Origin of the sequence: Apilactobacillus apinorum (genome assembly GCF_001281175.1) — a bacterium.
Taxonomy (GTDB): domain Bacteria; phylum Bacillota; class Bacilli; order Lactobacillales; family Lactobacillaceae; genus Apilactobacillus; species Apilactobacillus apinorum.
The window spans coordinates 496,487-513,486 of sequence record NZ_KQ440396.1; the positions used below are offsets into that span (position 1 = coordinate 496,487).

Here is a 17,000-nt window from a genome sequence, read left to right on the forward strand (position 1 = left end):
GTTTATACTTACCATATTTTAATAATGCTCATTTTATACAATTGGAGTTTATTAAAATAAATCTAATATTTCATATAACTTCTTATTAAAGATTCCAGATAAGACCTTCATTAATGTTATAATGAATGAAATGAATTGGAGGGACGCGAATGGATACAGAAAACTTAAAAGCCATTATCATTGGTTTGAACTTAGATAATGAACAATTCGAATATTCTATGACTGAATTGGCCGCTCTAGCGGAAGCTAACAATTTAGATGTAGTAGATCGTTTGGTTCAAAAGTTAGACCATCCAGACAGGGCTACTTACTTTGGTAAAGGAAAAGTCGAAGAACTAAGACTAAGTGTTTTAGACCACGATGCTGACATGGTAATCGTTAATGATGAATTATCACCTAGTCAAATTAGAAACTTAGAAAAAGCTGTCGAAACAAAAATCATCGATAGAACTGGTTTAATTCTAGAAATCTTCGCTAACCGTGCCAGAACACATGAAGCCAAACTACAAGTACAGCTTGCTAAATTGCAATATCAACTACCCCGCTTACATACCAGTGCTAGTCAACGACTAGACCAACAAACTGGTAGTGGTGGTGGCGGATTTACCAGTAGAGGTTCTGGTGAATCTAAAATTGAATTAAACCGTCGTGTAATTGAAAAAGATATCGCGCATATCAAACAAGAGTTAAAAGATATTCAAAAGTCTGACTTAACTCAACGTAAACAACGTGATTCTAAATCAATTCCGACCGTTGCCTTAGTTGGATATACCAACGCTGGTAAATCCACTATTATGAATCAACTAGTTAATCGTTACGGTGAAAATAACGAAAAACAAGTCATGGTTAAAAACATGTTATTCGCGACTCTAGATACGAGTGTTCGTAAGCTAATTTTCGAAGATAATAAGACGATGTTACTATCTGATACTGTTGGTTTCGTAAGTAAGTTACCGCATCAATTGGTGCAAGCATTCAGATCAACATTAGCTGAAGCAGCTAACGCCGACTTATTAGTCCAAGTAGTTGATGAATCTGACGAAAATAAAGAATTAATGATGAAGACAACTGAACAAACATTAAAAGAAATTGGTGTTGAAAACATCCCAATGATTACCGTCTTCAACAAAGCTGATATCTTGGATGAGCCTCGTCCTCAACGTGCCGGTGATAACTTAGTCATTGCTGCATTAGAAGATGATTCCATTGACGAACTTGTAAATGTGATTAAAGAAAATAGTTACAATGATTACGTGATTAACGAATTTTTAATTCCTTTTAATAAAGGTGAAATTGTCAATTACTTAAACACTAACGCTAATGTGATTAGCACTGAATATGTCGCTGACGGAACCCAAATCCAAGCTGAATTAACAGCTGTCGACAGTGATCGTTTTAAAGATTTTATCGTTACCAACGAATAATATATAAAGGATGTGTCCAGCATTAATAATCAACTGACTGTTAAAACTGCAATTTTCGAAAGCATCCCCACAATGTTTGGCTACATCGGCATTGGTTTGCCCTTCGGTATTATTGGAAAAGCGCTCGGATTTAATCCATTGTGGGTTACTATCATGTCCCTAACCGTTTATGCTGGATCAGCGCAATTTATCTTAGTTTCGATGTTAGCCCTAAAAAGTCCAATTTTCTCAATCATTCTGACGATTTTCTTAGTTAATTCCAGAATGATATTAATGAGTATTACGACTGCACCATATTTCAAACAAGATTCAATGTTGAAAAATATTTTAATTGGTTCCTTTTTAACCGACGAAAGTTTTGCATTAGGTATGAATAAACTAAACTACACAAACCATCAATTATCATTTGAATGGTTCAATGCCGCCAACATCGTTTCTTACTTTACCTGGGCTGCTGCTTCAGGCGTCGGTGCATTGTTAGGTAGCTTTATTCATAATCCTTATGCGATTGGGTTAGACTTTGCGATTATCGCGATGTTCATCGGGTTGTTATATTTACAATTTACTGCAGACAATAATATGGATAAAAAATTAAAATTAGTTATGATTATTCTCACCCTATTAATGGTTTACTTAGGCTTAATCTTTATTCCAAGTAGTCTATTAATCTTAATCGTGACATTAATTACTTGTGCGATGGGAGTGATTATCAAACATGCCTTCTTTTAATTTCGTATTATTAACCATCATCGGTTGTACCATTGTTACTTGGTTATCTCGAGTAATTCCATTTGTACTATTAAAGAAATTCCAACTATCTAAACCAGTTGAAGAATACTTAAGCTTTGTACCAATTGTCATCATGGCAAGTCTATGGTTCACTTCATTATTTCACCAACATTTAGGTAGTCTTCCCACCATTAACTGGGAAAATTTCTTAGCATCAATTCCAAGTGTACTGGCTGCATTTATTTCTAAAAGTTTATTAGTGGTAGTGATTGTGGGAATTCTTTCACTAGCGATTATCAGATTAATATAAAAGAAAAAGACCTAACGTTTTGTTAGGTCTTTTTTACATCAATTTATCGACTTGAGCTTGAGCTTGTTGCCAGTCGTTATTTTCAATAATAATTGCAAAATCCTTTAGTTCATCTGGAATTTGAATATCTCGTTTGTATTCATTGCTGGCAATTCTTTGTTCCACCTTAGTAATGTCATCACCACGGTCAATCATACGTTGTTTTAAGATGATTGGATCATTAACTTGTACGAACCACACATCAACGCAATCACCCAATTGCTTCTTATAAGTGGCTGCCCCTAGGGTATCTAATACAATTATCGCAATCGGTGACTTTTGCCATGCTTCATTTACCCCTTCTAATGAAGACCCATAATGGGCATGTGAATATTCCACCTGTTCTAATAGGTGGAGCTTTTGAAATGATTCTGGAGTTTCAAAATAATAATCGATTCCGTTTTGTTCATTACAACGTGGTTTACGAGTAGTATGTGTAATCACTTTCCCCGCATGATATTTTTCAATCACATAATCCCGAATGGAAGTCTTCCCACTTCCCGCGGGACCGGTTATCACAATTAGCTTCTGTTCATTCATTGGCTATCCCAGCTTTTCTACAATATATTGATTAGTCTTGTCTAAAACTTGTTTTAGGTTATCGTACGTAATTACGTTTCTTGCCTCTTCATAAGGTGCCCAGACATAATCGCTAATTTCTTCTGGTTGTAGCGTTACTTTATCACTATTAACTTCAGAAGTATAGAAAGTGATAACTTTATGATGACCATTTTTCATGTCATACTCGGCATCGATGCTAAATGTTGTATCAATTTGCGCATCAATCCCGGTTTCTTCTTTAATTTCACGAATGGCCGCTCGTTCCAATGTTTCACTACCTTCAACGTGGCCCTTAGGAAAACCCCAAAAGTCACTAGTAGCACTTTTTTCTAATAAATAAACCGGTTGATTATCGACAACGCGATAAACAATTGCCCCACCATCAATTTCTGTTGTCATAATAATCCCTCCACAATAATTTGTAATTATTATAGCACCTTGCAGGGACGATATTAAGTTTTTCATCAATCACTTTCTTGATTTTATTTGGAATCTGATATAATGAAGCCATACATATACGTTAGGAGGATGATTATGAAAAATCACCAATATGCAATTGCCAAATACAATTTAAAAATTGCACAAAAAGAATTACGTTCTATTCATTTCTTAGACGAAGAAACTGACAAGATCGACAATCCATCCGCTTTATTAAAGCACTTCTTAATGACTGCTTTTCTAGATTCACAAAGCATCGCTATTAGAGGCCAAAAGATTTCTCAAATGATGGCTAGTTTTGAAGAAGATGCTCTAACATATTTAGATAAAAACGCACCACTATCAAAAATTGCTTTCTATAATATTGCCCTTCAATTACTTCACTTTGAAGTTGGCGAAGACTTTTTAATTGATAACTCAATTACTAAGATGAAAACTTTAAACCTACCAATCGCTGACGTTAACGATCCGATGAACCTATACGACGTTACTTGTGCTTGGTACCTACTATTAAATACTAGAACTAAGCATGGTATTACTTTGATTGATGATTTAGCTAACGAAGGTTACTTCGCGCAAAACTACAATTCATTTGATAATCCATTAATTTTCAATGGTAAATCCATGCCTGTTTACGATACTAGTAACTTAATTCGTGAAGTGGTCTATGTTGAAGCACCGCTAGACACTGATCATGACGGCAAACTAGACTTACTAAAAGCCGAAATTATCCGTCCAAAAGAAAGTAATAAACAAAAAGTACCAGCCATCTTAACTGCTAGTCCTTACAACCAAGGAACTAATGATGCTGACGGTGAAAAATTAACTCATAACGTTAATTATGGATTAAAACATAAGACTCCTAACCAAACTTCTCTTTCTGAATTAAGTACGAAAGAAAGCGTTGATTTACCAGCACCTCGTGAAGTCGAAGGTAAAACTAGAAAAGCTGAACAAACTTTTAGCCGTGAACAATCATACACTTTAAATGATTACTTACTAGCTCGTGGTTTTGCAATCGTCTACTCTGCAGGTGTCGGCACTTACGAATCTGATGGTGTTAGAACTACTGGTGATGCTAGCGAAACTATTTCAGCTACTGCTGTGATCGAATGGTTAGCTGGTAATCGCGTTGCTTTTACTAATAAATTCGATAACAACCAAATTGAAGCTTACTGGTCAAACGGTAACGTTGCCATGTCTGGAAGATCATACCTAGGTACCCTTCAAATTGCTGCAGCCACCTCTGGTGTCGAAGGCCTAAAAGCCTGCCTAGTTGAAGCGGCAATTTCTAATTGGTACGACTACTACCGTGAAAATGGTCTAGTGATGGCTCCCGGTGGTTTCCAAGGTGAAGATGCTGACGTCTTAGCTGTTGAAACTTACAGTCGTCAAAAATCAGCGGCAGAAGCCATCAAGAATAAGGAAGTTTGGGATAAGCAACTAAAAGCTATTACTGAAGGACAAGACCGTGAAACTGGTGATTACAATGCCTTTTGGGACGCTCGTAATTACTTAAATGATGCCAAGAAGATTAAGGCTGATATGTTCTTCGTCCATGGACTAAATGACGAAAACGTTAAACCAATCAACGTTGCTAATATTTGGAAAGCAGTAGCCCCACTTAAGATCAGCAAAAAAATGATTTTACACCAAGGCCAACACATCTACATCAATGCTTTCCAATCAATTGATTTCTCTGAAATGGTGAACTTGTGGTTTACCAACAAATTATTAGAAGTCGAAAATGATGCCGACAACTTAATTCCAAATATCTTAGTTCAAGATAACGCTTCAGAACAAAGCTGGTATGAAGTAGACGATTTTGACGGTCGTGAAAACGTTGAATCAGTTAGCTTAGGTACTCCTGAAGACGGTACTAGAGTTGAAAATAACCAAGTATCATTCAAAGATAATCTATCCGACGATGACTTTAACAAGTACTGTCACAATGCTAAACAATGGCAACATGACTTAGTGCTAGGTGATAGTCAATCTACAATGACTGATAATCGTGTTATCTTCAAGTTAGACAAACTAGACAACGATATCACCTTAAACGGAAGCGCACGTATTAAAATCAACGCCGCTTCTTCTCAAAACTTTGGAATGTTAAGTGCCCAATTAGTTGATCTAGGTGAAGACTATCGTCTAAGTGCTAACCCACTTCCAGTTGATAACAAACGAATTAGTTTAGGATACCTATGGCGTGAAGATTACCTTCGTGAATTTAAATTTGAAAAAGCAAAGTCACCATTCAAGAAAGTAGCCGAAGGTCATATCAATATGCAAAATAGAAATAATGCTTACCAAGTATCAGAATTGGAAGCTGGTCATTTCTATGACATCGAATTTGATTTACAACCAAATGTATATCGTGTCAAAGCTGATCATCAACTAGCTGTAATCATCTATGCAACAGACTTTGATAAGAGTATTCGTGGTAATCAAGATGTTCAATACACCATTAATTTGGAAAATTCTACTATTGAACTACCAGTCAATAAAGATTAATATTAGAATATGATTAAAATGAAATGAGGTATTGAGATGAAGCAACAAACAAAAATTATTACTTTAGATAACGGATACCATTTATGGACTCACACTTCTGGAGAAGGTAAGATCAACCTACTAGCATTACATGGTGGCCCTGGTGGAAACCACGAATACTGGGAAGATGCTGCAGATCAATTAAAGAAACAAGGACTAGACGTTGCCGTATCATACTATGACCAATTAGGTTCATGGTACTCAGATACTCCTGACTTCTCAGATCCTGAAGTTGCTAAAAAAATCCTAACTTACGACTACTACGTAGACGAAGTTGAAGAAGTTCGTCAAAAGCTTGGCTTAGACGACTTCTACTTAATTGGTCAATCATGGGGTGGTGTATTAGTTCAACTATACGCCCAAAAATATGGTGACCATCTAAAGGGTGCCATCATTTCTTCAATGGTTGATGAAATTGATGACTACACTAAGCATTTAGATGAAATTCGTGAAAAAGAATTCTCACCTGAAGAATTAGCATTCATGAAGGAATGTGAAGCTAACAACGATTACGATAACGAACGTTACCAAAACGATGTTGACCAACTAAACAAGGGATACATTGATAGGAAGCAACCTTCAAAACTAGAACATTTAATCAGCGTTTCAAACACTGACATCTACAATGAATTCCAAGGTGACAATGAATTTGTTATCACTGGTAAGTTAGGTGAATGGCACAACACTGATCATTTATCAGAAAACCATGTCCCTACCCTAGTTACTTTCGGTGAACATGAATCAATGCCTGTTGAAACTGGTAAACGTATGGCTGAAATGATTCCAAACGCCCAATTCGTTTCAACTCCAAACGCTGGTCATCACCACATGATTGATAACGCGCCAGTTTACTACGATCACCTAGCAACTTTCATTCGTGAAGTTGAAAGCGATACTTTTAACAAATAATGATTGTTTAAGAATCTATTAAAAAAGACCCAATGGGTCTTTTTTTTATATCTTTTTAAGTTTTTCGTGGTATAAATAAGGTATTGAATAAAGGAGTTCAAATACTATGCAAAATGTTTATAATATCGTCATGAATCGAACCAACAGTAATAGCGTGGAACGATTCATCAATCTATTCAGAGAAGGCGCAATTATCCTTGTTGTCCTTGAAGTATTTGGGTATCGTGTCCCATCATTTCTAACCCCTGCTATGAACAACTTCTTATTAAGTGTTTTCTACTTAATTACTAGTTATAAAATCCCACTAATTTGTTTAATTACTGTTATTATCTTATTCTTAGTATCTGAAGCATCGATGCATCATCGCTATTTAGATAATTTACACCGCAATTTTTTCAGGCAGTTAATTAAACTATACAAATATGTATGGATTATAGTATTCACAGTTTGTTTATTAGCTACGAACCTAGAAAGTTTAATCGACTTCAAATTCATTATGGATGCCAAAGCGCTAAGTACACAATCAGTGTTTTGGCCAACATTATTTAGAAATTGTTTCGCCTTATCATTATTCTTATTAAACGTTTATTGGTTTGCGGTTTACTTCTGTCAAAACGACAATGCATTGGCGGAAAAACATCCCCGTCAATCACAACTTAATTCTAAGAATTACATTAAGTTAGCGAAACGTGAACTGGTCTTTTCAGATCAACACATTTACCTACAACTATATGTCCGTAATAACGAAGAAAAGCCATTAGACGAAATCAAAGAATACTTTTTAGTTAAACAAGTAACCCACCGCAGCGACCGTTCGCATCGCCCTGACATCTCCATCGTCAGTCAATTCGCAACCTATGGTGATGCCAAAAACTTCTTAGAAGATTATGCTGACGAACCAGGTAACTTTATATAGTAAAAAAAGACTAGTTGATAACCAACTAGTCTTTTTTGTTTTAGTTATTAACTTGACCTTGGGCTTTGGCAATCTCATCGGCATCTCTTAGACTAAGTTTTTCAACATCTAAGACCTTATCGACTAGTCCATTATAGAAACTAGTTTCATGGGAGACGATAATTGCGTTTCCTGGGAAGTTATTAATTGCATGCTTTAATGATTCTTTGGTTTCATCATCCAAATGGTTGGTAGGTTCGTCCATGATTAAGAAATTAGATGGTGTAAATTCTAGCATCGCTAACTTAACTTTTGTTTGTTCTCCCCCAGATAGTTCGCCAATTGGCTTAGAAGCGTTAGCAGCGTCTAAGCCACACTTAGCTAACTTAGTTCTAATTTCTTTTTGTTCCAATTTAGGGAACTTATTTTGGATAATTTGCATTGGTGTTTCATTATTGTTGCTCCAAACTAAATCTTGACTGAAGTAGCTGACTTTAGCTGATGGTGAGAATGTTGCTTTTCCACCCTTTGGTTTTAATAAACCTAAAATCGACTTGATTAGAGTAGATTTACCCACCCCATTAAATCCTTGGAAACCAACCTTTTCATCAGTATTCACTGAAAAACTAACTGGTTTTAATAATGGTTTATCATAACCAACTGATAGTTCATCAACCACCAATGCATTTTGTGAACCAGTATCTTCGTATGGGAAATTAAATGATGCATGAATATTAGTCGAAGGTGGATCAACCAATTCCATATGTGATAACATCTTTTCTCTTGATTTAGCCATGGTAGATTTTGAACCTGCCTTATTCTTACGAATAAACGCTTTGGCTTTTTCAATTTCTACTTGTTGCTTATCGTATTCTCTTTGTTGAACCATTTCACGTTCAGCACGTTGTCTCATAGCTGACTTAAAGTCACCACGATACTTGGTAATCTTACCGAATGCGATGTTGACGATACAGTTCGTAACATTTTCCAAGAAATCATAATCATGGGAAATTACCATGACTGCACCTTCGAAGCCATTGATGTAATCTTCTAGCCACGCAATGTGTGCCACATCAAGGTAGTTAGTAGGTTCATCCAAAAGAATTACATCTGGATTTTCCAAGATCAATTTCGCAAGGATAATCTTTGAACGTTGCCCACCAGACATGTTAGTGATTTGTTGATCTCTTTTGACATCATCTAAACCTAAACCAGTGATTACTCGTTCAATTTCAGTTTCAATGTCATAGAAGTTATTAGCTTCTAATTCTTCTTGAATCCGTCCAGCTTGCGTTAATAACTTATCATCAAAGTTTTCTGCGTATTGTTCATATAGTTCTTGCATGTGCTTAGATTTATCATATAAATCTTGGTAAGCAGTATGTAAGAAATCAATCAATGTCATTCCTTCTGGAATATCAGCGTATTGATCCAAATATCCAACGCTGACGTTGTTTTGCCATTTAACTGAACCGGAAATTGGTAATTCCACTCCAGTGATAATCTTAATTAGAGTTGATTTACCCACTCCATTTTGGCCAACGATTCCCATGTGTTCACCCTTATTCAAAGTGAAACTTGCTTCATCGTATAGCATCTTATCAGCAAAGCCCATGCTTATATCTTTTACATCTAATAAGGCCAATTCATATTCTCCTCTTTCTACCGTACTTATATATAATTATAAAATTAACATATTTTTGCCATCAACGTCAATTTTTCGGCGTCTTTAGAGATATTTAAACAATATTTTATTTCGACAATGGTATAATTAATTAGATAAATAAAAACAAAGGAATGATCATAATGAAGGTAAAAGATATTGATAATATAACCATCTTTGCCGCTGATTTAAAACTTTGCATGCGTTTTTACCATGAAGTTTTAGATTTACCTATCATTGAAATGACTGACACTAAGTTAGAATTTCAATTAGGAAAACAAAAACTAATCTTCCTTCAAAATGATAGCGATGATAACGTCCCGGAAAATCTTACTGCGGGTTCAGCTAAATTCTGCATCATTGTGAAGGATTCATTAAATGATTTAAGCTCACATCTTGCCAATTATGGGGTCAAAATCATTGACGGTCCGAAAAAAATTAAGGGCGCTAACGGTATGATGAACTCAATTTTCATAAATGATCCAGAAAACAATGTGATTGAAATTTGCGAATATTAATCAAAAATTATCAACAATATCACACTTTTTTTAATAAATTTTAAGTGCTAACAAACGCTATTATTATGCCCGATAAGCACCAAAAGCTTTGCCATGACAGGTCTTTAAACATTTTACATGCAAAGTGTTTTTTGTTAGTATACTCAAAGACCATGAAAGGAGTTTTATGAAAAAAAATAAGAAATCAAGAAAAGTAGGTTTATTTCAAATTGTAATGTTAGGACTTAGTTCCATTATTGGTTCTGGTTGGTTGTTTGGTTCATGGGAGGCTTCTCGTGTTGCTGGACCAGCTGCCATTATCTCATGGGTTATCGGTGCCATTGTTATTGCTTCAATCGCCTTTAACTACATCGAATTAGGTTCAATGTTCCCCGAAAGTGGTGGAATGAGTAAGTATGCTCAATACACCCACGGGTCATTATTAGGATTTATTGCTGCCTGGTCAAACTGGGTTTCATTAGTTACTTTGATCCCAATTGAAGCCGTTGCTGCTACTCAATACATGGGTTCATGGCCTTGGAAATGGGCTCACTGGACTCACGGATTCCTAATTAATGGAGAAATTTCTAATCTAGGTTTATTTGTCGTTTTTCTTTTCATATTAGTCTTCACGCTATTAAATTATTGGTCTGTTAATTTACTAGCTAGATTCACTAGTTTTATTTCAATTTTCAAACTAGGAATTCCGCTACTTACTATCATTATGTTAATCTTGTCAGGTTTCCACAGTGGAAACTTCACTTCACAAGGTTTCATGCCTTATGGTAGTGCCGCTATTTTCTCAGCAACTACTGCATCCGGGATCATCTTCTCATACAATGCATTCCAAGTAGTTATTAACATGGGAAAAGAAATCAAGAACCCTAAGCGAAACATCGCATTAGGTATTACAATCTCACTTGCAATCAGTATCGTTATCTACGTTGCACTACAATTCACATTTATTAGTGCCGTTGAACCATCAGTGCTAGCCAAAGTTGGTTGGCATGGAATTAACTTTGAATCTCCATTTGCCGACTTAGCGATTATGTTAGGTCTACACTGGTTAGCTGTATTGCTATACTTTGATGCATTCATTTCACCATTCGGTACTGGGGTATCATTCGTTGCTCAAACAAGTCGTACTCTTGCTGCGATGGTTGAAAATGAACATATGCCTAAATTCTTAGGTAAAATTAATTCTCGTTGGGGTATCCCTCGAATTGCGATGGTCGTTAACATGATTATCAGTGTGCTATTAGTTGCTTTATTTAGAAGTTGGGGTACACTCGCTAGTGTTATCTCTACTTCTACTTTGATTGCTTACTTAACAGGTCCTGTTACTGTAACATCATTGAGAAAGATGGCACCTAACTTTAAGCGTCCAATCCGTATGAGAATGCTACAATTTATGGCACCATTTGCTTTTGTATTAGCTAGTTTAGCTGCTTACTGGGCAATGTGGCCTACAACTGTAAAGGTTATTATCGTAATTCTATTGGGTCTACCATTCTACTTCTACTTCGAATGGAAAACTAACTGGAGCAAGACTAAGAACCAATTTGCCGGAAGTTTCTGGATGATTGGTTACCTAATCTTTATCTCAGTGATGTCATACGTAGGTTCTACCCCATTTGGTGGTCAAAACTGGATTCCATATCCTTTAGACTTCGTTGTTATCATCATTGTTTCTCTAATCTTCTACAGATGGGGAATCTCCAGTTCAATGGTAAGTACTGATCTTCACAATGCAAAAATGGTCAATGACCAAATCAACTTGGATGCATATGAAGATGAACCAACTAACGAAAATAAAGAAGACAAATAAAGCAAAAGAACACCATTTGGTGTTCTTTTTTATTTTATTTCTTGACAATTAAATTTGATAAACTTAAAATAAACTTAACTTAATTGAAAGGAGAAAGAAACCAATGAAGAATATGTTATCATCAAGTTTAAGTTCTCGTTGGCAAAGCTGGTGCCTATAAGTCGCATGCCCTATCACAGATGCGACTTATATGATGCAATCATTAAGCGCATCTGTACCGGCTTCTTTCTCACGAAATAATAAGCCTGTGCGGATATGATTCAGACACCACAGGCCAAAAATGTATCGGATAACCTGTTGTGTTTTGGGTTATCCGTTTTTTTATTGCATTAATAACCATCTTAACCAAAAAGGAGAATCTATTATGAAGAGACTATATACAGTCATTTGTATCCTAGTTGTACTATTAGGATTTGGTTTTTACCAAGAAAAACAACCACATAAAATTAGCACTAATCATATTCCTACTGTTGGAATTCTACAATTAACAGAACACCCTGCCCTAGACGCGATTCATGCTGGAATCATTGCTGGTCTAAAACAATCTGGTTACACACCAGGTAAGAACATCAACATTGATTTCCAAAACGCTGAAGGTGATCAAGGCAACCTAAAGACAATGAGTTCTAAGTTTGCGACTGAAAATGTTGATTTATCAATCGGAATTACCACACCGTCAGCACAAGTCTTAGCAAACACTGTTAAGAACACTCCATTAATATTAGGTGCCATTACAGACCCTAAATCAGCTGGATTGGTTAAATCAAACGAACACCCTGGTGGATTGGTTACTGGTGTGTCCGATTTCCCACCAATGAAAGAAGAACTAGAACTAATCAAAAAAATTATGCCTAACCTACATACTTTAGGGGTAATCTACACATCAAGTGATGATTCAGCAACTTCTCAATACCATCAATTCGTTGCATTATGTAAAAAAGAACATATTAACGTTAAAGGTTACTCAATCTCTAACACTAACGACTTGAACCAAGTAGCAACTCAAATGGTGCAAAATGTTGACGCGGTATATGTACCAAATGACAACACTGTTGCATCAGCAATCCAAACATTAGTTAACGTTGCTAACACAAAGAACGTGCCTGTCTTCCCTACTGCATCAACTGTTGTTAAACAAGGTGCGCTAGCTACAATTGGTTTAAACCAATACAAACTAGGTGTTCAAACTGGTAAGATGGCTGCTAAAGTTCTAAAGGGTGCTAACCCAGCAACTATGCCAATCGAAAAATTAGCTCACGGTGACTTAGCAATCAACCTAGCACAGGCTAAACGCTTGGGTATTAAAATTCCTGATTCACTAATCAAAGAAGCCAAAAGAAATGGAGTGATCTACAAATGAGTTTAATTATATCTGCAATCGGACAAGGCCTATTATGGGCTGTCATTGGAATTGGACTATATCTAACATTTAGAATTCTTGATTTCCCTGATATGACTGTTGAAGGAACTTTCCCAATGGGAGCTGCCACTGCGGTAACTGCCATCGCTCATGGTATCAATCCACTCTTGGCAACACTACTAGCCTTTGTGGTTGGTTGTCTTGCTGGTCTAGTAACCGGATTACTTTACACTAAAGCTAAGATTCCTGTTCTATTAGCCGGAATTCTAGTAATGACTGCTTCTTACTCAATTGATCTTCGTATCATGGGTAAACCAAACTTATCATTATTAAACCTACCTACTTTATTAAGTGGTAAATTCCTAAAATCACTTCCTGCCTACTTTGATGGTGTTGTGTTAGGACTAATTGTTATTACAGTTGTGACTGTCATTTTAATCTACTTCCTACAAACTGATTTAGGACAAGCTTTCATCGCCACTGGGGATAACGAAAACATGGCTGAATCACTAGGAATTAACACCGATAACATGAAAATCATGGGTGTCAGTGTTTCTAACGGATTAATCGCCCTAGGTGGTGCCCTAGTTGCTCAAAACAACGGTTACTCTGACGTTAATATGGGAATTGGAATTATCGTTGTTGCCCTAGCTTCTATCATTATCGGTGAAGTTATCTTCGGTGATTTAACTATGAATCAACGTCTAGTCGCTGTCATTGTGGGTAGTATTTTGTACCGTTTAGTATTACTACTAGTGCTTCAACTAGGCTTTAACGCCAACGACTTGAACTTAATTTCATCAATCTTATTAGCTATTTTCATGGGAGTACCTGCTTTCGAATCACGCTTCCATCTAAAACATGTTTTAAAAAGGGGGCTAAAAAATGACTAAGACAATCTTTCAATTAAAAGATGTGGTTAAAACTGTTAACCCTGATACTCCTGAAGAATTAAACATTTTAGATCACGTCAATTTAGACATTCATGAAGGTGACTTCATTACCATTTTAGGTTCTAACGGTGCTGGTAAGTCAACTTTATTTAATACCATTGGTGGTAACCTTCGCCCTACTTCCGGCCAAGTTATCTACAAGGATAAAGACATCACTAATATGTCAGTCGTAAAACGCACTTCATTTCTAAGTCGCGTCTTCCAAGACCCTAAATTAGGGACTGCCCCTCGTATGACCGTTGCCGAAAACTTATTACTAGCTGAAAAACGTGGTGGTCATCATCACCTTATTCCTCGTCGTTTGAAGACCCAAATGAAACACTTTGCGGAAATTACTGCTAAAATGAATAATAACCTAAATCATCGTTTAAACACCGCCACTGGTAGCTTATCTGGTGGTCAACGCCAAGCATTGAGTTTCTTAATGGCTACCATCAATCGTCCTGGCATCTTATTATTAGATGAACATACCGCTGCATTGGATCCTAAAACTTCTCAAAAGTTAATGGACATCACCGATGAAACCATCAAAGAACAAAAACTAACTTGTCTAATGATTACTCATCACCTAGAAGATGCCTTAAAATATGGAAACCGCCTATTGGTATTACACCAAGGTAAAATCTCATATGACATCTCTGGAGAAGAAAAAGCCAAGTTAACAAAAGAACAACTAATGACTTTCTTCAATGAAATTCAATAAACAAAAAACACCTTTGAATTAATCAAAGGTGTTTTTTAATTTTTACCATTTAGTATTTCTGTATAAATATTGTAATGAAGCAACATCATATGGCGATAAAGTGGTAATACTTATGTCCTCGCTCATAACTGAATTATCAATATTGTTATTATCTAAGCCAACTGCAGACCCTAATCCCAACATAACTACATTTAAGAAACCGGTGTCGCTTGAACTTTGACCCAAATCAAGCCACGTAGTTAAGAAATTGTTGTGGGCAACTGATGAGTCCATAGGTATTTTACTTGAAAGTTTAAATGTAATATCTGCGTGTTTCTTGTTATTAACTTTAATAAACTTAATTACACCAGTATCGTTAAACTTGCTAGTCGCCAAATCAATAGTAGCTTCATTCTTTTTTTCACTTGGGGCAATATAGTACTTAATTGTTCGTTTGCTTTGCTTAAAATCATAGTCGTAGTGGAACTTTTGACCATTATATGAACTTGGAACATTACTTTTTACTGCCTTTTTCGCATGTTTCTTTACAGTTTTCTTAGCTTTTTTGTGAGTCTTCTTAGCCGCATTAGCAGTCACATTAGTGCCATTAATCACTGATTGGTAACTAACCCCAGTAAATAATAATAAGGTTCCTGCCATCCCCGCTAAAATTAATTTATTCATTTTCATGTCACTGCATCTCCTATTATTTTTTGCAAATCTCGTTCGAATCCGCTCTTTCTTTGAATGTACAACTAGTTCCACTAGGGTGAGCCCGATTAATAATACATATATCTTCATTCGGAAATTCAATTTTATTTTGTTCACATAATCGTTCAAAACAATCTTGAACTTTATTTCCGAATAAAACAATTTTTTTAGGCTTAATTAAATTAATTTCAAAGTTTAAGACTTGCAAATATTCTTTAGTCTTATATTTAGATGTTTTGGATTGTTCTAATCCGTCCATAAATTGCTTAACAGTAATCTTACTCGAGTCTTCAGAAAAACCTTTAAAAAGATCTGACATATAACATCCATTTAAACAGTCGTTATTATATCTTTCAAAAAGAAATGCCCTGTCCCTAGTCTTACCGTCGTTATCGTGAAAATTAGCCCAATCAGAATAGTTCTGATTAATCCCTCTAGATGAAGGATTTAGACCATATACAATCACATCTGTAGTAATCACCTTAGCGAGATCATCATCATTTTGATATTTAGTAGGAAATAATAATTCATCTCTTTGGATTTTCTTTTTTCGATTAAAATAATCATCTATTCTCTTGGGGTCATTAAGTGCGTATCCTTCTGATTGATATAGAAACCAAGAAGATACTCGGCTTAAGCTTAATTTTTCGCCGTTTTGATTATCAACTTTTTTGTCTCTAATTTGTCGGATAATTTCTAAATTACTATTCTTCATCAATATTCAGATTCCTCCGTTTTTACTTTATGTAAAACAAGTCTCGCATAAATTGCGAGACTTGTTTATTATCAACTTTATGCCGTTTTGATTTTAAAGTTTTTGTTGTTTAACAATTTTGTTAAATTCAGCTTTTGAAATACGAACAGCTCCATCGCCTACAAATTGAGAATCCTTAATAGCCTTGTGTTTAATGTTTGTAAATGTTGCGTATGAGGCAAATGAGGCAACAACACGACCGTTTGGCATTGTTCCAAAGTCAAGTCTTTTGTTTTTGACAGAATATCCCTTTTGAGAAGCAATAGAAACGCCCCACCCAAGTTGTAGTTTATCATTAGTCATCTTAGGGCTTTTTGCGACAATTTTAAAGTATTTAGTTGCATGACCCTTACTTACTACCTTTTCTAAGAAAACATATTTAACAGATCTCTTTACTTCTGTTTTCTTAGCAGCCGCATTTGAGATTACTGGAGTAACCGCGCTTGTAGCAGCGGCAGCTGATGTTGCGAATAGGGATAAAGCTGTCATCCCTGTTAAAATTCCTTTATTAATCTTCATAATACAAGATCTCCTTTGAATAAAATAAAATAATTGCAGATATACTTTCTATATCTTAATTAGATATTACCACTAACTTATATATATATATATATATTCTTATAAATTAAAAGAAAATTAATATTTAGCTCTGAAATCAAAAAAAGATTGTGATTTTTTCATTCAAATCACAATC

17 protein-coding genes are annotated in these 17,000 nt (G+C 35.6%); 11 read left to right on the forward strand and 6 right to left on the reverse strand.

Annotated elements, in window-relative coordinates; all coding sequences use genetic code 11:
- Nucleotides 1-149 precede the first annotated feature (149 nt).
- The 3 genes from hflX (at nt 150) to RZ74_RS05310 (ending at nt 2,463) form a co-directional block, all read left to right on the forward strand.
- Nucleotides 150-1,424: a GTPase HflX gene (gene hflX, locus RZ74_RS05300; protein WP_053950371.1), complete on the forward strand. Its 1,275-nt coding sequence runs from the start codon at nt 150-152 to the stop codon at nt 1,422-1,424.
- Nucleotides 1,425-1,496: 72 nt separating this feature from the next.
- Entirely contained in the window at nt 1,497-2,153 is a 657-nt protein-coding gene (locus tag RZ74_RS05305) for an AzlC family ABC transporter permease (protein ID WP_378252666.1), read from the forward strand.
- A complete protein-coding gene (locus RZ74_RS05310; protein WP_053950372.1) occupies nt 2,140-2,463 on the forward strand; it encodes an AzlD domain-containing protein in 324 nt (107 codons plus the stop codon). Before RZ74_RS05305 ends, RZ74_RS05310 begins: the two co-directional genes overlap by 14 nt.
- 33 nt (nt 2,464-2,496) lie before the next feature.
- Here the strand turns inward: RZ74_RS05310 and RZ74_RS05315 are convergent, their stop codons facing one another.
- Together RZ74_RS05315 and RZ74_RS05320 are read right to left on the reverse strand one after the other, a co-directional pair.
- A complete protein-coding gene (locus RZ74_RS05315) occupies nt 2,497-3,042 on the reverse strand; it encodes a guanylate kinase (protein ID WP_053950373.1) in 546 nt (181 codons plus the stop codon).
- 3 nt (nt 3,043-3,045) lie between these two features.
- On the reverse strand, nt 3,046-3,462 hold the full coding sequence (locus RZ74_RS05320; protein WP_053950374.1) for a bis(5'-nucleosyl)-tetraphosphatase: 417 nt from the start codon (nt 3,460-3,462) through the stop codon (nt 3,046-3,048).
- 135 nt (nt 3,463-3,597) lie between these two features.
- Here RZ74_RS05320 and RZ74_RS05325 point away from each other — a divergent pair, with 135 nt between their 5' ends.
- The 3 genes from RZ74_RS05325 (at nt 3,598) to RZ74_RS05335 (ending at nt 7,879) form a co-directional block, all read left to right on the forward strand.
- A complete protein-coding gene (locus RZ74_RS05325; RefSeq protein ID WP_053950375.1) occupies nt 3,598-6,015 on the forward strand; it encodes a Xaa-Pro dipeptidyl-peptidase in 2,418 nt (805 codons plus the stop codon).
- A 36-nt stretch (nt 6,016-6,051) separates the two neighbouring features.
- Nucleotides 6,052-6,963, forward strand: coding sequence for a proline iminopeptidase-family hydrolase (locus RZ74_RS05330; RefSeq protein WP_053950376.1), 912 nt, complete (start codon nt 6,052-6,054; stop codon nt 6,961-6,963).
- A 106-nt stretch (nt 6,964-7,069) separates the two neighbouring features.
- Nucleotides 7,070-7,879, forward strand: a complete 810-nt coding sequence (locus RZ74_RS05335) for a hypothetical protein (protein WP_053950377.1) — start codon at nt 7,070-7,072, stop codon at nt 7,877-7,879.
- A gap of 40 nt (nt 7,880-7,919) precedes the next feature.
- Here the strand turns inward: RZ74_RS05335 and RZ74_RS05340 are convergent, their stop codons facing one another.
- A complete protein-coding gene (locus RZ74_RS05340; protein WP_053950668.1) occupies nt 7,920-9,473 on the reverse strand; it encodes an ABC-F family ATP-binding cassette domain-containing protein in 1,554 nt (517 codons plus the stop codon).
- A gap of 191 nt (nt 9,474-9,664) precedes the next feature.
- Between RZ74_RS05340 and RZ74_RS05345 the strand changes: the two genes are divergently transcribed.
- The 5 genes from RZ74_RS05345 to RZ74_RS05365 all read left to right on the forward strand — a co-directional run bounded on the left by RZ74_RS05345 (nt 9,665) and on the right by RZ74_RS05365 (nt 14,862).
- Nucleotides 9,665-10,039, forward strand: a complete 375-nt coding sequence (locus tag RZ74_RS05345; RefSeq protein WP_053950378.1) for a VOC family protein — start codon at nt 9,665-9,667, stop codon at nt 10,037-10,039.
- Between the two features lie 166 nt (nt 10,040-10,205).
- Nucleotides 10,206-11,846 (forward strand): APC family permease, encoded by a 1,641-nt coding sequence (locus tag RZ74_RS05350; protein ID WP_053950379.1) that lies wholly within the window; start codon nt 10,206-10,208, stop codon nt 11,844-11,846.
- A 364-nt stretch (nt 11,847-12,210) separates the two neighbouring features.
- A complete protein-coding gene (gene trpX / locus RZ74_RS05355) occupies nt 12,211-13,206 on the forward strand; it encodes a tryptophan ABC transporter substrate-binding protein (RefSeq protein WP_053950380.1) in 996 nt (331 codons plus the stop codon).
- Nucleotides 13,203-14,099, forward strand: a complete 897-nt coding sequence (locus tag RZ74_RS05360; RefSeq protein ID WP_053950381.1) for an ABC transporter permease — start codon at nt 13,203-13,205, stop codon at nt 14,097-14,099. Before trpX ends, RZ74_RS05360 begins: the two co-directional genes overlap by 4 nt.
- Nucleotides 14,092-14,862, forward strand: coding sequence for an ABC transporter ATP-binding protein (locus RZ74_RS05365; protein WP_053950382.1), 771 nt, complete (start codon nt 14,092-14,094; stop codon nt 14,860-14,862). The genes RZ74_RS05360 and RZ74_RS05365 overlap by 8 nt, the downstream gene beginning before the upstream one ends.
- A 42-nt stretch (nt 14,863-14,904) precedes the next feature.
- On the opposite strand, the gene RZ74_RS05370 is transcribed toward RZ74_RS05365, so the two are convergent.
- The 3 genes from RZ74_RS05370 to RZ74_RS05380 all read right to left on the reverse strand — a co-directional run bounded on the left by RZ74_RS05370 (nt 14,905) and on the right by RZ74_RS05380 (nt 16,825).
- Nucleotides 14,905-15,531: a zinc metalloprotease gene (locus tag RZ74_RS05370; RefSeq protein WP_053950383.1), complete on the reverse strand. Its 627-nt coding sequence runs from the start codon at nt 15,529-15,531 to the stop codon at nt 14,905-14,907.
- Between the two features lie 16 nt (nt 15,532-15,547).
- On the reverse strand, nt 15,548-16,267 hold the full coding sequence (locus RZ74_RS05375; protein ID WP_053950384.1) for a hypothetical protein: 720 nt from the start codon (nt 16,265-16,267) through the stop codon (nt 15,548-15,550).
- Between the two features lie 93 nt (nt 16,268-16,360).
- Entirely contained in the window at nt 16,361-16,825 is a 465-nt protein-coding gene (locus tag RZ74_RS05380; protein ID WP_053950385.1) for a hypothetical protein, read from the reverse strand.
- Between the last annotated feature and the right edge of the window lie 175 nt (nt 16,826-17,000).

Excerpts from the sequence above, each read along its gene's own strand:
- hflX (WP_053950371.1), top strand. The coding sequence starts at position 150 with ATGGATACAGAAAACTTAAAAGCCATTATCATTGGTTTGAACTTAGAT.
- RZ74_RS05305 (WP_378252666.1), top strand. The coding sequence starts at position 1,497 with ATGTTTGGCTACATCGGCATTGGTTTGCCCTTCGGTATTATTGGAAAA.
- RZ74_RS05310 (WP_053950372.1), top strand. The coding sequence starts at position 2,140 with ATGCCTTCTTTTAATTTCGTATTATTAACCATCATCGGTTGTACCATT.
- RZ74_RS05315 (WP_053950373.1), bottom strand. The coding sequence starts at position 3,042 with ATGAATGAACAGAAGCTAATTGTGATAACCGGTCCCGCGGGAAGTGGG.
- RZ74_RS05320 (WP_053950374.1), bottom strand. The coding sequence starts at position 3,462 with ATGACAACAGAAATTGATGGTGGGGCAATTGTTTATCGCGTTGTCGAT.
- RZ74_RS05325 (WP_053950375.1), top strand. The coding sequence starts at position 3,598 with ATGAAAAATCACCAATATGCAATTGCCAAATACAATTTAAAAATTGCA.
- RZ74_RS05330 (WP_053950376.1), top strand. The coding sequence starts at position 6,052 with ATGAAGCAACAAACAAAAATTATTACTTTAGATAACGGATACCATTTA.
- RZ74_RS05335 (WP_053950377.1), top strand. The coding sequence starts at position 7,070 with ATGCAAAATGTTTATAATATCGTCATGAATCGAACCAACAGTAATAGC.
- RZ74_RS05340 (WP_053950668.1), bottom strand. The coding sequence starts at position 9,473 with ATGGGCTTTGCTGATAAGATGCTATACGATGAAGCAAGTTTCACTTTG.
- RZ74_RS05345 (WP_053950378.1), top strand. The coding sequence starts at position 9,665 with ATGAAGGTAAAAGATATTGATAATATAACCATCTTTGCCGCTGATTTA.
- RZ74_RS05350 (WP_053950379.1), top strand. The coding sequence starts at position 10,206 with ATGAAAAAAAATAAGAAATCAAGAAAAGTAGGTTTATTTCAAATTGTA.
- trpX (WP_053950380.1), top strand. The coding sequence starts at position 12,211 with ATGAAGAGACTATATACAGTCATTTGTATCCTAGTTGTACTATTAGGA.
- RZ74_RS05360 (WP_053950381.1), top strand. The coding sequence starts at position 13,203 with ATGAGTTTAATTATATCTGCAATCGGACAAGGCCTATTATGGGCTGTC.
- RZ74_RS05365 (WP_053950382.1), top strand. The coding sequence starts at position 14,092 with ATGACTAAGACAATCTTTCAATTAAAAGATGTGGTTAAAACTGTTAAC.
- RZ74_RS05370 (WP_053950383.1), bottom strand. The coding sequence starts at position 15,531 with ATGAAAATGAATAAATTAATTTTAGCGGGGATGGCAGGAACCTTATTA.
- RZ74_RS05375 (WP_053950384.1), bottom strand. The coding sequence starts at position 16,267 with ATGAAGAATAGTAATTTAGAAATTATCCGACAAATTAGAGACAAAAAA.
- RZ74_RS05380 (WP_053950385.1), bottom strand. The coding sequence starts at position 16,825 with ATGAAGATTAATAAAGGAATTTTAACAGGGATGACAGCTTTATCCCTA.